This window comes from Bacteroides caecigallinarum (assembly GCF_016901995.1).
In the GTDB taxonomy this organism is placed as follows: domain Bacteria; phylum Bacteroidota; class Bacteroidia; order Bacteroidales; family Bacteroidaceae; genus Phocaeicola; species Phocaeicola cellulolyticus.
The window spans coordinates 1-16,238 of sequence record NZ_JACJLE010000001.1 but is presented as its reverse complement, the minus strand read 5'-3'; the positions used below and the strand labels follow the sequence as shown (position 1 = coordinate 16,238).

The window sequence follows — 16,238 nt, the reverse complement described above, 5'->3', positions numbered from 1 at the left end:
AATTTATCTTTTTTCTGCTATTCTCAGTTTCGCGCTTCTAGAACGTGGATTTGTTTCTATTTCATCATCGTCCGGTACAATGACTTTATTGTTTATTGTCTTATATGGGGTCTTTACGTTTCCGAAAAAGTCCTGTTCCATTTTTCCTTCGATATTCCCTGTCTTCATTATGTTCTTTACCATTCTGTCTTCAAGTGAATGGTAGGTAATGACTGACAGTCTTCCTCCCGGCTTAAGCATTTCTGTAGCTGAATACAGCATCTCTTTCAGGGCTTCCATCTCTTGATTTACTTCTATTCTAAGAGCCTGAAATACTTTTGCCATCTCTTTTTTCTCTCTTTCTTTACCGTATAGCGGTTTTACCGTTTCAAGAAAATCACCAATAGTGTCAAAAGGTTTTACGCTTCTTCTTTTGACTATTACCGAAGCCAGTTTTCTGCTGTTTTTCAATTCTCCATATAGGTAGAAAATATCTGCCAATTTCTCTTCATCATAATTGTTTAATATATCGGCTGCAGTCATACCGGCTCTTTTGTTCATTCGCATGTCCAGTTTTCCGTCGAATCTGAATGAAAACCCTCTTTCTGAGTCATCGAAATGATGCGATGAAACACCAAGGTCTGCCAGTATCCCGTCAACTTCTTCAACACCATAATACTTGAGGAAATTTTTCAGATATCTGAAATTGCTTCTGACAAATGTGAATCTTTCATCATGGACAATGTTCCTTTCGGCATCCTCATCCTGGTCGAAACTGTAGAGTTTACAGCTTTTGTCCATCCTGCGCAGTATCTCTTTGGAGTGACCTCCCCCTCCGAAAGTAACGTCAACATAGATTCCTCCCTTTTTAAGGTTCAGTCCATCTATACTCTCTTCCAGTAGGACAGGTACGTGATATGTCTGTTTTACATCGTCCATATATGTCGTTTTTTTATGCTTTATACCTTATTATCCAATTTAGGCGTAAAATTATAAATTTCCTTACAAAGATTAGCTACCGAAAACGGAAAATCTTTCTAAAAGTTATCAACAGGTATGGTAAGAAAATATGAATTTGGCATTAATTTTTTGTTTGGATTATTAGTGTTACTCAAATTTAGTGTATCGAGGAGAAACCAGTGCCTTTTGGGGTGGTGCTGACGATGGACGGTAATGCTGCTGACCATCGTGGTATGCATTGCTGACCATTATGATACGCTCTGCCGACGATTGTCGGCACCTGTTTATGAACTTACTTCTGTAATAATACTACTCCTCGTAGCATAAAAAAGAATATTTAAACCAATTGTAAAATTCCTTCCCTAAAATATATTATTACATCTTTTTTAGCGTATTATTGTATAATTTTCCGTTGAAAATGTAACTTTTTGCAAAAGATACACTATTTTTGCGCTGTATAACTTCAAAAAAACAAGAATTAATATGTCAGACGGTTCAGTTTTTCTGATTGATATTGATAAAATATTAAAGGAAAAAGCGGGCAGCAAAGCTCGTCGTGTTCCTCGTTTTGTTGTTTCTTATCTTAAACGCATAGTTCATCAGGATGAGATAAATGCATTCCTGTCAAGCGTGTCTGATAAGAAAGGAGTGGATTTTCTGGAAGCATGTATGGACTATCTTGACATAAAGCTTGAGGTTGAAGGACTGGAAAACCTGCCTGACGACAGATTATGTACATTCGTTTCCAATCATCCTTTGGGAGGTCAGGACGGTATTGCTCTCGGCTATGTTCTTGGCAAACACTATGATGGAAAAATAAAATACCTTGTAAATGACCTTTTGATGAATCTGCACGGACTTGCTCCGCTTTGTATTCCGATTAATAAAACAGGTTCCCAGTCAAGGGATTTTCCGCGTATGGTAGAAGCGGGGTTTCGTTCCGATCAGCATATCATTATGTTTCCTGCCGGTTTGTGTTCCAGACGACGTAATGGCGTAATAAGGGATCTGGAATGGAAGAAAACTTTTATAGCGAAGAGTGTAGAAACTCAGAGAGATGTCGTACCTATTCATTTTGAGGGAAGAAACTCCGATTTCTTTTATAATTTGGCAAATTTGTGCAAATTTTTTGGCATAAAATTCAATATTGCCATGCTGTATCTTGCTGACGAGATGTATAAGAACAGACATAAGACGTTTAAGATTACTATTGGAAAGCCTATACCTTGGCAGACATTCGATAAATCGCGCTCTCAGGCAGCATGGGCAGCTTATGTCCGCGAACTTGTTTACAAGTTATAGAAAAGAAGAAAATAAACAAGAAGATATATGGAAGATATTATTGCTCCGATTGACAAGGAAGTCCTTAAATCGGAATTGACAGAAGAAAAACGATTGAGATTTACCAATAAAAGTAACAATGAAATATATATTGTTACATGGAAAGACTCTCCTAATGTCCTTAAAGAAATTGGTCGTCTTCGCGAGATAGCTTTCCGTGAGGCGGGTGGAGGTACCGGTAAATCGCTTGACCTTGACGAATATGACTTGATGGAAAATCCTTACAAACAGCTGGTTGTATGGAATCCTGATGCCGAAGAGATACTTGGTGGTTATCGTTATCTGTTTGGAGATGAGGTGGAATTCGACGAACATGGCAAGCCTGTATTGGCAACTGCCCACATGTTCAACTTTTCAGAAAAATTCCTTAAAGAATACATGCCATACACTGTTGAACTAGGACGTTCATTTGTAACTTTGGAATATCAGTCTAGCCGTGCCGGTTCTAAGGGGTTGTTTGCCCTTGACAATTTATGGGACGGACTTGGAGCACTTACAGTTATAAATCCTAAAATGAAATATTTTTTCGGTAAGATGACAATGTATCCAAGTTATAACAGATTTGGTCGTGACATGATACTTTATTTCCTGAACAAACATTTCAATGATCCCGACGGACTTATTTTGCCGGAACAACCTCTTAAAATAGAGACTGACGAGAAAGCTCTTGAAAAACTGTTCTGTTGCAATACGTTTAAGGAAGACTATAAGATCTTGAACGCTGAAGTCCGTAAATTAGGATATAACATACCTCCTTTGGTTAATGCTTATATGAGTCTGTCACCTACAATGCGTATGTTCGGTACAGCCATCAATTACGGTTTTGGCGATGTGGAGGAAACAGGAATACTTATAGCGGTAGATGAAATTCTGGAAGAAAAGCGTGTGCGTCATATCGAATCTTATATTAAAGAGCATCCTGAAGCATTGAACTTAACATCAGGAGCAAATCCTATTGTCAGATGATTTTAAAATGAATTATTATATATGTAAAGGGCAGAGGTTTCTATCTCTGCCCTTTTTGTGTGTAAGTCTTATTGATTATCAAAAAGTTGAATATTGGGAAACAAAACTATATATTTGCATAGTTAATACAAATGTACATGAATTGGCAACAACTTATATCAAATAAACGTTTCGGTCTGGAACATCTTCACGAATTGCGTAAGGATGACAGAACCGAGTTCCAGCGTGACTATGACAGACTGGTGTTTTCGGCTACTTTCCGCCGATTGCAGAATAAAACTCAGGTTTTCCCGCTACCGGGAAGCATTTTCGTTCATAACCGTCTTACCCATAGCCTGGAAGTGTCGTGCGTGGGACGCTCGTTGGGGAATGAGGTATCTCAAAGACTTCTTGAAAAACATCCTGAACTGGCAAATACTCATCTTAGTGAGATAGGAGCAATAGTGTCGGCTGCGTGTCTTGCCCATGACCTTGGTAATCCTCCTTTCGGACATTCTGGTGAAAAAGCTATCGGAACTTATTTTTCGGAAGGAAAAGGACAGATATTGAAAGACATGCTTACTCCTGAAGAATGGAACGATATCATACATTTTGAGGGAAATGCCAATGCTTTCCGTTTGCTTACGCATCAGTTTAAGGGGCGTCGTCAGGGAGGATTCGTAATGACATATTCCACTCTGGCCTCGATTGTAAAATATCCCTATTCTTCAGTTCTGGCGGGAAAGAAACAGAAATTCGGCTTCTTTATCACAGAAGAAGAATATTTCAAGAAGATAGCTGATGAATTAGGTATTATAAGACTTAGCAAAGACGGAGAACCGGTGAGATATGCACGCTATCCTTTAGTGTATCTTGTTGAGGCTGCTGATGACATTTGTTATCAGATGATGGATATAGAGGATGCGCATAAGCTTAAAATCCTGACAACCGAAGAAACCAAACAGCTGTATAGAGGCTTTCTGAGCAAAGAAAGGCTTGAACGCACAGACATGATATGTTCTATGGTGACTGATACGAACGAACAAATAGCATATCTTCGAAGTACGGCTATAGGAATATTGGTAAAGGAGTGTACACGTGTGTTCGTAGAAAATGAAGAAAGCATATTGGACGGTACTTTTACCGGTCCGTTGATAAGTCATCTTGACGAACATGTCAGAAAGGCGTACGAAATATGTTCGGAAACTGCATTCAAGCGTATATATTGCTCTAAAGATGTGGTTGATATAGAATTGGCAGGTTATCAGGTGATATCCACACTTACCGATTTGATGATAGAAGCCGTACGCTACCCTGAAAAGGCATATTCTCAATTGTTGATAAACAGGGTATCTACCCAGTATGACATTTCTGCTCCTACGCTTTACGGAAGAATAATAGCGGTATTGGACTATATTTCAGGAATGACAGATGTGTATGCTCTTGATTTGTATAGAAAAATTAACGGGAACAGCCTGCCTGCCGTTTGATTTTGAGAAATAAAATATTTCTATTTACTTTGTGACGTAAAAATATTACTCGTATGAAAATTAAAATTATCAATAAGTCAAAACATCCGTTGCCACAGTATGCAACACCTCTTTCGGCAGGTCTTGACCTTCGTGCCAATATAGATACTCCAATAACACTCCAACCTCTTCAGCGTTGTCTTGTTCCGACAGGTCTTTATATAGCTCTGCCTGAAGGATATGAGGCACAGGTGCGCCCACGTAGCGGACTTGCAATAAAGAAAGGTATAACGGTATTGAACAGCCCGGGCACTATTGATGCCGATTACAGGGGTGAAATATGTATAATACTTGTAAATCTGTCTAACGAACCTTTTGTAATAGAAGACGGAGAGCGTGTGGCTCAAATGGTCATAGCACGTCATGAACAGGCTGAATGGGAAGAGACAGATACGCTTGATGAAACCGAGCGTGGAGCAGGAGGATTCGGTCACAGCGGAAAGAAATAATAATATAAAAACAATGAAGTACATTTATTTATTAATTCTTATATTGCCGTTGCTTTCGTCATGTGGAACATTAAATCAGAGAAAACAGCGCGCTAATAAGGTATCGTCTGAATTGAAAGATCCTTTGACATACGAACAACGCCGAAAGTTTGACTATTATTTTCTGGAAGCTGTCCGTATGAAACAGAAGGGGGAATACGATGCTGCTTTTCAGCTATATACCCATTGTCTGGACATATATCCGCAGTCGGCTGCCGTTTTGTATGAAATATCACAGTTCTATATGTTCCTTGGACAGGAGGCCAAAGGAGAAGAAGCTTTGAAACAGGCGTCTCGTTCGGATGATACCAATTTTTGGTATAAGCAGACATTGGCTTCATATTACCAGTCAAAGCAAAACTGGCTTAAAGCTATATCTGTATATGAGGATATGGCACAGATATTTCCGTCACGTCTGGAACCGTTGCTTTCACTGGCAGACTTATATAACAGAACCAAGAGTTATGACAGCCTTGTCTCTACACTTGACCGCATAGAAGAACTTGACGGAAAATCAGAGCAGATAAGTATGGAGAAATTCCGTGCATATCTCCAGTTGGACAATATGGATAAGGCATTTATGGAAATACAGTCGTTGGTGGACGAATATCCATATGATATGCGTTATCGTACGGTGCTTGGAGATGTTTATCTCAGCAACGGACGCAATGAAGAGGCCCTGAAAGTATATCAGGATATTCTTAAAGAAGAACCTGATTATGCTCCTGCCATGGTTTCTCTGGCTTCATATTATCAGAAAACCGGTCAGGACAGCTTGTATAACATTCAGCTTGATTCAATTCTGGTCAATGAGAATGTAGATACAAAACTCAAACTTGACTTTATGCGTCAGCTTATAGTAAAATCGGAACAGACAGATAAGGACAGTACAAAAATCATAAGTCTTTTTGAGACAATTCTTACTGGAAAACAGCCGAATGCCGATGTGCCGATGCTTTATGCACAGTATCTTATAACAAAGAAAATGGAAAAAGAATCGGTTCCTGTATTGAATAAGGTACTGGAACTTGATCCTGAAAATAAACCAGCCAGACTTCAATTGCTAAGTTATGCCATAGCGGATAACAATCTTGATGAAGTTATACGTGTGGCGACTCCGGCATTGGTATATAATCCTGACGCTATGGAGTTTTATTACTATCTGGGTTTGGCGCATTATCAGAAAGACCAGACAGAAAAGGCTCTTGAAGTGTTCAAAAAAGGAGTACAGCAGATAAACGAAAAGAGTGATAAGAATATAGCTTCGGATTTTTATTCCATACTGGGCGATTTATATCATTCGCGTGAAATGAAGGCTGAGGCTTATGCTGCATACGACTCTTCTTTGGTATATAATCCTAATAATATCAATACACTTAACAATTATGCCTACTATCTTTCTGTAGAACGTACAAATCTGGATAAGGCTGAGGAGATGAGTTTCTTGACTGTTAAAGCTGAGCCTGAAAACTCTACTTATCTGGATACGTATGCATGGATACTGTTTGAAAAAGGTAAATTTACTGAAGCACGCATATATATAGAACAGGCGATGAAAAACGGTGGCGACAGCAGTCAGGTAATAGTAGAGCATTGCGGTGACATATATTTCAAATTGGGAGAGAAAGGAAAGGCCCTGGAGTTATGGAAGAAAGCTTTAACTATTGATGATTCTAAGGAAGAGGGTGCAACTCCACGTCCAGAAAAAGAGATAAAAAGACTGAAACAGAAAATAGCCCTGCGTAAATACATTGAATAATAGTGCTTTTATGAAACAAATCAGCTACATAGTTCTGCTTGTATTAATCCTGACATCGTGTTCAACTTCCAGGAATACATTGCGTAATACTACGATTGGTGGTCTTTCCGGAACTGAATATATGGAAAAGGTGATAGAGTGGACTCCATCACGTGATAATCTGACCGCCCGTGCCCGTATAGAGTTGAATGTAGGCTCATCCTCGCCTATGAGTGTTAATGCAAATATGCGTGTGCGTCGTGGTGAGATAATACGTTTCAGTGTGGCTCCTATATTGGGTATAGAAGTGGCACGTATAGACATAACTCCTGATAAAATCATGGCAGTTGACAGGATGAACAAGCGTTATGTTGAGTTAGGTTTTGCCGAAATAAGCAGTCTTCTGAATACTGAACTGGATTTTAATATTCTCCAGTCTTTAATATTGAATGAAATATTTATTCCCGGAAAGGATAAGCTTTCAGTGGCTGATGCTTCAGGATTTACTTTGTCTCCTTACGCAGACAGGGCACGATTGCAGGTGAAAGGAACAAAGCGTATCGGTTATAGTTTCTTTACGTCGGCCACAGACGGTCGTCTGGAAGAGACAGTCATAGCGCTTAAGGACTTGCCATATTCGCTTCATTGCCGTTATGCGGATTTCACCATGTTGGGAAATGACGTATTCCCTCAGTCTATAGAAATGATGTCCGAAGGAACTGACAAGAAGTATTCATTGGATATGAAATTATCCCGTATCAATACAGATTCCAATTGGGATTCCAAGACTGAACTATCATCAAAATATAGAAAAATGTCAGTACAGGAACTGTTGAAACTATTTATAAAACAGTAAGCAAAGATGTATATTTCATCAAGGTACATATTACTATTTATTTGCATACAACTTGTACAGTTTGTTTGTGCACAGTCAACTCCCAAGATAAGGCAGTTGGAGAAAGAACGTAATGAACTTCATCAGCGCATAAACGAATCTGAAACACTTTTACAGTCGGCAGGGAAGGACGTTAAAAGCCAGTTGGACAATCTGGCTCTTATAAGCGGACAGATTGCCGAAAGACGCCGCTATCTATCAGCTATACAGAGTGATGTAAATAGCATACAGCAGGAAATAAACCGTCTGGAAAGTGAGATGAAAGTATTGGAAGGAGATTTGGAACGTAAACGTGCCGGTTATGAAAAATCTCTCAAATATCTTCATCGTAACAGCACTATACAGGAAAAACTTATGTTCATTTTCTCTGCAGATAATTTGAGTCAGATGTACCGGCGCTTGCGCTATGTGAGACAGTATGCCAACTTCCAGCGTCTTAAAGGTGAGGAAATAAAGGCGAAAATGTCTGAGATTCAGGAGAAGAAGAAGGTGACCGAAGAAACCTATCAGGCAAAGATTGCATTGCTTAAGCATCAGGAAGCCGAGAAAAAGAAACTTGAAACTCAAGAGGCTGACAGAAAGAAACTGCTTGCATCTATGCAAAAAAAGCAGATACAACTGCGAAGTGAGTTGGAAAAACAACGAAAGGCAGCAAACAGACTTAATGCGGAAATAGATCGTCTGATTGCCATAGAAATAGAAGCGGCACGTAAAAGGGCAGAGGAGGAACGCAGGCGTAAACAGGCACAGACCAAAAAACAGCCTGCAGGTGAAAGTGTCAAGAAAGAAAAGGAACAGATGGACGTCTATAAAGTTGATTATTCGGACCGTAAATTATCAGGAACATTCGAACGCAATAAAGGAAGACTTCCTATACCTGTTACAGGCCCATATGTAATTGTCGGTCGTTACGGTCAGTATCAGGTGGAAGGATTGAAAAATGTTCGTCTCGATAATAAAGGTATAGACATTAAGGCTAAATCCGGTGCGATGGCACGTACCATATTTGATGGAGAAGTTACTGCTGTGTTCCAATATAACGGTCTGGCAAATGTTCTGGTTCGTCACGGAAGTTATATCTCCGTATATTGTAATCTGGAATCAGTGATTGTGAAACAAGGAAGCCAGTTGAAAACGCGTGATGTAATAGGGCAGATAAATACTGATACAGACGGCAATACAGTACTTCATTTTCAGTTACGAAAGGAGAAAGAAAAGCTTAATCCAGAGCTTTGGATAGCAAGATAAAAAAACGACAGTTCATTCGATGTAAAATGAACTGTCGTTTTAAATTAAATGAACGCTCATCTATATTCGTATAGTTTCACGTGTAAAATACTGAAGTCATCGACTCCAATTCTGACGTGTCGGCCCTGATGATCCTGATCGCCGTTAAGCCGGCGCAAATATTTCATATTTCCTTCCTCGTCTATACTGACCTCATCTACCGAACCTATTCCTATACGTTTTTCCGCATACCATTTTTCTTCATTGGCAGTATTACCACCGGCAGCAATGAAACCGTCCTCGCCAAGCTTCTTCTGTATAAATCCCTTCAATTCATCAGGATTCTTGAATTCTATTACAATACCGCTTCCGGCAACAATATATTCGTAACTGTCAAGCTTTATTATGATACCTCCGCCTTCGGGCCATACACTTCCGTCAGTGGCACGGGCATCCCAAGGAAGAGTGAAGAAATGCTTGCATGAAAGCGTAATCCCGTCCCACTTAATGTTCTTTTCCTTGTTCGTCTGGTCGAATAATATGCCTTTCATCTGTTCCTTACCCTGATATTTGGTGATCAGAGGCATAAGTTCTTCAAGTTTGGCATAGGCCTTGGTGAGTTTGTAATTGCCGTCGTCGGGAGCATCCTCTATTGAGAAAGGACTGAAGCCTATGGCATCATGCTGTCCGAACACATAGAATGCTCTCACCCCATCATTAGGCTCGAGCCTTATTTCGGGAATGAAAAGCGGATTGTTATGAAGTTTGTACTGTGCAACCCAGTCCACAAATCCTTTGTCATACAAGTCCGGAGCCAGAAGGTCTATGCTTGGAGCTGCACATTTCCATATATCAATAAGGTGTGCAAGCGGTCCCGCTGAAGGATATTCGCCCGGTTTCCTGTTACGGCTGTTCATCGCTGCATTGACATACATTGGCAGGTTATATACTTCCCTTCCTTTCTGAATCATTTTCTCTACGTATGCGGCATATTGCCATGCCATAAATATTTCATCAGTGAAAATGTCTTTTCCGAAGACATCTTCCCATGTGCCTTCCGTTTTTCCACCGGCTTTCTGCCATTTTTCTTTCAGCCATGGGTGAAGAGTATTGATATTCTTCTTCAGATATTTTTTCAGCTCTTCAGGTATCGGAGATTTGAACAGCTTATCAGCCGTCTTTGAGTGGTCTCTGGCGCTTTCCAGCATACCTATCTCATTCTCCACCTGAATCATGATTACCGTATTCTCCTTTGAATCAAAATCCTTTATATGGCTCATCAGTTTCACGAAAGCTCTGGAATCGGCTTCGAAAACATTTTCCGAAAAAGGACTGGCTATTTCCAGTGGCTTTCCGGCTTCAGTATAACACCGTGGATATTTCTTGTAATTGCTTTTGAACCATAGCGGGGCATAACAGCTCATGGAGTTTTTCCATGCGCCGAACCACAGGAAAACGACTTTCATATCTTGATCCCTTGCTTCAGTGATGGTCTTGTTAATGAGTGAGAAGTCGAATTTCCCCTCTTCCGGCTCTATCAGATCCCAATAAGCCGGTACTAGTACGGTATTCAGTCCGATACGTTTTAATTTTGGGAATATACTCTCAATGTCTTCTGGCGATGAAGCCGAGGAGTTTCCAAGTTCACCGGCCAGAAGAAGCATGGGCTTGTCATTGACTGTCATTTGTGTGGCTGTCCCTTGTCTGGTCCAATGAGGCAGTTCTTGTGCGTACGATGCTGATATGGCAAAAAATAATGCCATGGATAATAAATGTTTTTTCATTGATATTATATTTTGAGAATGAGACAAAGGTAAATTATTTTATTTCTTCAAAATAATAATATCTGATGTAAAAATGGTGTATGTAATATATACGGAAGCATTTGTAACATATTCGTTGTTTATATTAATGAGTATAAAAAAACCGGCATATATCAATTTTTTTAATTACGATATATGTCGGTTTTATTTTAAGTATTTTGAATTTAGATTTTTTACCAGCCTAAGAATTCAGCATCAGTAGTACCCCATCCTTTATTCTGAACTAGTACACCGCCTGACAAATCCATCTGAGATTTAGGTATTGGCCAGAAACCACCTGTTTCCTGATATCTCTTGGTAAATCCGCCACCGAATGATTGCATTGTAGTTTCTTTTCCGGCATTTATGATTTTTACGCCTATCTGTCTTTCCAATTGAGTTTCTACATCGCCCCATCTCATAAGGTCAAACCAACGGATACCTTCGAATGCTAGTTCGTATCTTCTTTCCTTTTTTATGTTGTCCAGTGAATAGTCAACACTTGGAAGTCCTACTCTGTTACGTACTTTATTCAAGCCATCTGCTGTTTCTGTCAATTCAGAGTGCATTAAAAGAACATCGGCATAACGCATCATTACCAAATCCTGAGTCTGACCTAGCTGCATATTGTTTTGTGCACCATACATTAAATATGAATATACCACAAGTGAACCATCAGATGCTTTAGCATTTATATTCATATATTTCTTCTGGAAATATCCTGTATATTCCATTTGGTCATTACCGTCCCATGAATATGTTATTCCTTCTTCTTTAACATCTAAGATAGAAGCATTACGTCTTGGGTCGTTAGGCTCGTCTGCCAACCAGTCATTAAATAATACCGAGTTTACAGTTCCACATCCCCAACCTTGGCCAAATGGGAAAGTCTTGGCGTAATCCTGATTTCTGAGACCATAGAAAAGTGGAAACATGTTTGAAAGACTTACATCATCCCATGAACCATATACGTTATATTTAGTAGCGAAAAGCACTTCATTATTCACATCCGTTTCCCATGCCAGTTTTGTACCGTCAATTGCATTTTGCCCCTTTGTATAAGAATAGTCATTTATAGTATAAGGATTAGTATATGGCCATAATTCCCTATAATCATTTACAAGATCATAACCACTGTTATCCTTGCAATCTTCCAGCCAGATTATAACTTCATCTTTTGTAACACTTCCACCATCAGTCAAAGGTAAAGTATCTTTCTTGTAATAACCTGTATAGAATAAGAATACCCTTGCCATATAAGCTTCTGCTACATATTTTGTTGCATGACCGGAGAAATCAGGAGAATATTTCTTGTCAGGCATGCTTTCAATACATTCTTTCAAATCTGTAGTTATTTGGGCATATATTTCTTCGGCAGAAGATTTTGGCAGGTTTTGCGCCTCAGAAGTTAACGGCATCGGAACTTCGCCAAACATTTGTGCCATCTGGAAATAAAGCAAGGCTCTCATGAACTTGGCTTCGCCGATAGCCTGATTTTTCGTTGCTTCGTCAACCCAATCAGTTACATTGCCAACGTATTCAAGTATCATGTTTGCACGATATATTCCCTTATAATTTTCTTCCCAGAATGATTGGAATGCATCAACTCCTACATTTAAAAGCTTGTCTGTCATTTGGAATGCTTTATCTGCAGAACCGCCACCGCCGAATAATTCGTCTGAAGCTGCTCCTGCCACATAGTATATATTGACAGTGTGCTGTCTGTTTTGATGATTCAATGTTGAATACAAACCTGACAACATCATACTGATATCCTCAGATGTTTTAGGGAAGTTACTTGTAGTTTTCTGTGTGTAATTCTCAGTATCGAGAAAGTTTTCACAACTGTTTAATGTAAGTGCTGCAAAAATTGCTGCGTATATATATTTTAGTTTCATGACTATACTATTTAAAATTTAAGATTTACACCAACCATATATGTACGGGGACTTGGATAGAAACCTAAATCTATACCTGAAGCCCAGCTATAAGAATCGTTACCGCTTGCACCAACTTCCGGATCCATACCAGAATAACCTGTGAATGTGTAAGCATTAAGAACAGACAAATATATTCTGGCTTGTTCAAGAGGCATTTTAGGGAACAATTTCTTGAAATCATATCCTAATGTGATGTTCTGTATTCTCAGATAGCTGGCATCTTCAACGAAAATGTCAGAGAAGTTTTTCCAGCTTTCGCTACTTTCCATCTTGTAGATAGACGGCATAGTGTTTGATGTGCCTTCACCATTCCAGCATTCGTAAACATCTGTTGTAAAGTTCTGTTTTGTTTCACCCAAATATTGACGGTATGATTTTACAACTTGCTGTCCGAAAGCACCGTTAGTTGTAACAGACAAATCCCATCCTTTATAACCGAGGTTGAAAGAGAATCCCATACGGAAATCAGGGTTTGGATCACCTAACATAGTTTTATCAGCCTCTGATATTTCTCCGTCACCGTTTACATCAACAAATATAAGTTCACCTGGAGCAGCTGTTGATAATTTAGCTTTTGTAGCATCTACTTGTGCCTGGTTCTGGAATACTCCTGCAGTTTTATATCCCCAGAAATATCCTATTGGATAACCGACTTCGGCTCTGTAAATTTCACCGCCACTCATAGCTGTAAGCACATCGCTAGGACCGTGGATAATGCCTTCTGTATTGGCGATTCTTGTAACTTCGTTTTTATTGTGTGACAGGTTGAAATTGATACCATAATTAAAGTCTCTTATTCTTTCATTCCAGTTCAAAGCTATTTCAAAACCTTTGTTTACAATGTCACCACCATTTATGTATGGAGCACCTGTACCGTAGCTGGCAAGGATAGGAGCCTGAACAAGCCAGTCCTTAGTTACTTTGTGATAGTAATCGAAAGCTAATCCAAGTCTGGAATTAAAGAAACGTGCATCAATACCCAAGTCTAACTGTTCTGATGTTTCCCATGAGATGTCTTTATTTGGCAATATATTTGCATAGGCTCCTGTAGTTTGTGTAACTTTATCTGTTCCAAATACATATGAGTTCTGGGCATCAAAAGCAATAGTTGAAAGATACTGGAAGTTAGTTATGTCTGAGTTACCGTTCTGACCCCAGCTGGCACGGATCTTCAAAAAGTCCATCCAGTTTTGAACACTTTCCATGAACGATTCATTAGTAATTACCCAACCTGCTGAGAATGATGGGAAGACGCCCCATCTGTTTCCTCTTGCAAAGTTTCCTGAACCATCGGCACGTAAAGTTGCAGAGAACATATATTTTTCGTTATAGTTGTAGTTAACTCTACCGAAGAAAGAAGCCAGACGACCTGCGGTCTGAGGTGCTCCGCTGACAGTTGTCAAACTTGAATTAATACCTTGTGTATTGCTCAAATAAGCGTAGTCAAACAGTCCAGGGAACAATGAGTTTGCATTTGTAGCAGAAACATTTTCTCCTATACCCCATTTTTCCATTGATTGACCGATAACGGCATCAAAAGCATGATAGTTCTTTTTCAGGCTATAGCTTAAAGTATTTTCCCATGTCCATGCCAAATCCATGCTCTGAGTTTGGGTTACTCTATCGTTTGTATTTATTGTGGCTGCAGATAAATTGAACTTGTCTGTATAAGATCTGTAACTTGATGAATTGAAACGATAGCCAAAGCTGGTTTTATATTTTAAATTCTTTATTGGCTGTATTTCCAAATAGAAGTTTCCACGGAAAGCATGATTCCTTGTAAGGTTTTTACCTCTTTGATAAACCATCGAAGCAATAGGGTTGGCAGCATTAGGTTCAAACCCCCAACCTTCTGCTACTTTGTCGTCCTGGTCATAATAATTGCCTTCGCTGTCGTAAACAGGCATCAAAGGATTTGCTACAAGGAAGTTATGGACGTCGTTCCAATATATATTACCAATTCCTATACCTGATCTTTCTGTATAGCTGTAGGTCATGTTTTCTCCGAACTTGATAACATCAAAATCATTGTTCTTCAAAATTACATGTTCTGAATTTAGACGAGATGTATAACGTTCATAATTAGGTTCTACAGGTTTTCCGATAGTTCCTTCCTGGGAAGTATATGATAAACCTAATGAGAATTTCGAGAATTCATTTCCGCCTGTGATATTAAATGCATGGTTCTGTGTAGGTGCATTATTGTTTGTTGCTTCATCAAGCCAATTTGTTCCGTTCCATGAACCGTCCATAATAGAATCATAAAGGTATGACGGAAGTAAGCTTTCCCAATCGTATGCGCCGTCTTTTCTATCCATTATCTCCATATACTGCTTGGCATTCAATAACTCCGGTTTTTTAGCTATTTGCTGTACACCGTAATATCCGTCATATGATACTCGTACTTTTCCTGTTTTACCTTGTTTGGTTGTGACAAGGATTACACCGTTAGCCGCACGGGCACCGTAGATTGCAGCCGAAGCAGCATCTTTTAATACGTCGATAGATTCGATATCTGATGGGTTAAGCATATTTATGTCTCCACCAGCCACACCATCAATAACATATAGAGGTGCTGAAGAGCCAATAGTACCCATACCACGGATATTAACCTTGTATCCTTCTCCAGGCATACCGGAACTTTGTGTAATGTTCACGCCCGGACTTTGGCTCTGTAATGCACCTAAAGCACTTACGGTGTTTAACTTCTGTAAGTCATCTCCTTTTACTTGCACTGTAGCACCTGTTACAAGTTTCTTCTTTTGAACACCATAACCAACGACAACAACTTCTTCCAATACTTCTGTATCTTCTTTTAATACCACATTGAATGAAGTCTGACCATTTACATTTATTTCTTGTGTCTTATATCCGACAAAAGAAATAACAAGTGTAGAGTTGCTTTCTACAGATAAAGTGAAGTTTCCGTCAAAGTCGGTGATAATACCATTGGTAGTACCTTTTTCTAGCACGCTGGCACCAATAACCGGTATGCCTGATGAGTCCTTAACGTTACCACTAATAGTTACAGTCTGTGCTATTGCCCAAAAAGGTATCAGGCAAAAAAACATCAATAACCATAAAGGTTTCAGATTTCTTGTGCTTTTCATGATTGAAATAATTAAATTAAACATTAAGTATTAAGCTTTATAAATTAATATCACTTCTTCTATTAATTAATATATAGGTAATAAGTAACCTAATAACAATTTTTTTATATACTTAAATTGAACCGTTTTTCATACTTAGTATATTAAAGTAAAACAATTGTTATTGACAAAACAAAGGTACGTATTAATCAATAAGATAAAATTTCAGACGTTACCAATAGTTTCTTAGATGTAACACAAAAGAAGATGAATGTTACATTTTTTATCACGTATGTTACAATATA

Annotated in this window: 11 protein-coding genes; 7 read left to right on the top strand and 4 right to left on the bottom strand. The window is 39.0% G+C overall.

The features are described 5' to 3' along the window. Positions 1-3: 3 nt before the first annotated feature. Entirely contained in the window at positions 4-918 is a 915-nt protein-coding gene (gene rsmH / locus H6A61_RS00055) for a 16S rRNA (cytosine(1402)-N(4))-methyltransferase RsmH (RefSeq protein WP_204390315.1), read from the bottom strand. Between the two features lie 504 nt (positions 919-1,422). Between rsmH and H6A61_RS00050 the strand changes: the two genes are divergently transcribed. From H6A61_RS00050 to H6A61_RS00020, 7 genes are all read left to right on the top strand, one after another. Further along, positions 1,423-2,241, top strand: a complete 819-nt coding sequence (locus H6A61_RS00050) for a 1-acyl-sn-glycerol-3-phosphate acyltransferase (protein ID WP_204390314.1) — start codon at positions 1,423-1,425, stop codon at positions 2,239-2,241. 27 nt (positions 2,242-2,268) lie between these two features. Then, positions 2,269-3,246, top strand: a complete 978-nt coding sequence (locus H6A61_RS00045) for a GNAT family N-acetyltransferase (protein WP_204390313.1) — start codon at positions 2,269-2,271, stop codon at positions 3,244-3,246. A gap of 137 nt (positions 3,247-3,383) precedes the next feature. Continuing rightward, positions 3,384-4,715, top strand: coding sequence for a deoxyguanosinetriphosphate triphosphohydrolase (locus H6A61_RS00040; protein WP_204390312.1), 1,332 nt, complete (start codon positions 3,384-3,386; stop codon positions 4,713-4,715). Between the two features lie 53 nt (positions 4,716-4,768). Next, the gene (gene dut, locus H6A61_RS00035; protein WP_154043395.1) at positions 4,769-5,203 is read left to right on the top strand and encodes a dUTP diphosphatase; all 435 of its coding nucleotides are present in this window, start codon (positions 4,769-4,771) and stop codon (positions 5,201-5,203) included. 13 nt (positions 5,204-5,216) lie between these two features. After that, positions 5,217-7,001, top strand: coding sequence for a tetratricopeptide repeat protein (locus H6A61_RS00030; RefSeq protein WP_204390311.1), 1,785 nt, complete (start codon positions 5,217-5,219; stop codon positions 6,999-7,001). A 10-nt stretch (positions 7,002-7,011) separates the two neighbouring features. Beyond that, positions 7,012-7,836, top strand: a complete 825-nt coding sequence (locus tag H6A61_RS00025) for a DUF4292 domain-containing protein (protein ID WP_204390310.1) — start codon at positions 7,012-7,014, stop codon at positions 7,834-7,836. A gap of 6 nt (positions 7,837-7,842) precedes the next feature. Then, the gene (locus H6A61_RS00020; protein ID WP_204390309.1) at positions 7,843-9,123 is read left to right on the top strand and encodes a murein hydrolase activator EnvC family protein; all 1,281 of its coding nucleotides are present in this window, start codon (positions 7,843-7,845) and stop codon (positions 9,121-9,123) included. Positions 9,124-9,179: 56 nt separating this feature from the next. Here the strand turns inward: H6A61_RS00020 and H6A61_RS00015 are convergent, their stop codons facing one another. The 3 genes from H6A61_RS00015 to H6A61_RS00005 all read right to left on the bottom strand — a co-directional run bounded on the left by H6A61_RS00015 (position 9,180) and on the right by H6A61_RS00005 (position 15,954). Beyond that, positions 9,180-10,886, bottom strand: a complete 1,707-nt coding sequence (locus H6A61_RS00015) for a DUF5597 domain-containing protein (RefSeq protein WP_204390308.1) — start codon at positions 10,884-10,886, stop codon at positions 9,180-9,182. Positions 10,887-11,098: 212 nt separating this feature from the next. Next, the gene (locus H6A61_RS00010; protein WP_204390307.1) at positions 11,099-12,802 is read right to left on the bottom strand and encodes a RagB/SusD family nutrient uptake outer membrane protein; all 1,704 of its coding nucleotides are present in this window, start codon (positions 12,800-12,802) and stop codon (positions 11,099-11,101) included. An 11-nt stretch (positions 12,803-12,813) separates the two neighbouring features. After that, positions 12,814-15,954, bottom strand: a complete 3,141-nt coding sequence (locus H6A61_RS00005; RefSeq protein ID WP_204390306.1) for a SusC/RagA family TonB-linked outer membrane protein — start codon at positions 15,952-15,954, stop codon at positions 12,814-12,816. Between the last annotated feature and the right edge of the window lie 284 nt (positions 15,955-16,238).

Coding starts and splice junctions, on each gene's coding strand:
- H6A61_RS00010 (WP_204390307.1), bottom strand. CDS start 12,802: ATGAAACTAAAATATATATACGCAGCAATTTTTGCAGCACTTACATTA.
- H6A61_RS00040 (WP_204390312.1), top strand. CDS start 3,384: ATGAATTGGCAACAACTTATATCAAATAAACGTTTCGGTCTGGAACAT.
- H6A61_RS00015 (WP_204390308.1), bottom strand. CDS start 10,886: ATGAAAAAACATTTATTATCCATGGCATTATTTTTTGCCATATCAGCA.
- H6A61_RS00025 (WP_204390310.1), top strand. CDS start 7,012: ATGAAACAAATCAGCTACATAGTTCTGCTTGTATTAATCCTGACATCG.
- H6A61_RS00005 (WP_204390306.1), bottom strand. CDS start 15,954: ATGAAAAGCACAAGAAATCTGAAACCTTTATGGTTATTGATGTTTTTT.
- H6A61_RS00020 (WP_204390309.1), top strand. CDS start 7,843: ATGTATATTTCATCAAGGTACATATTACTATTTATTTGCATACAACTT.
- dut (WP_154043395.1), top strand. CDS start 4,769: ATGAAAATTAAAATTATCAATAAGTCAAAACATCCGTTGCCACAGTAT.
- H6A61_RS00045 (WP_204390313.1), top strand. CDS start 2,269: ATGGAAGATATTATTGCTCCGATTGACAAGGAAGTCCTTAAATCGGAA.
- H6A61_RS00050 (WP_204390314.1), top strand. CDS start 1,423: ATGTCAGACGGTTCAGTTTTTCTGATTGATATTGATAAAATATTAAAG.
- H6A61_RS00030 (WP_204390311.1), top strand. CDS start 5,217: ATGAAGTACATTTATTTATTAATTCTTATATTGCCGTTGCTTTCGTCA.
- rsmH (WP_204390315.1), bottom strand. CDS start 918: ATGGACGATGTAAAACAGACATATCACGTACCTGTCCTACTGGAAGAG.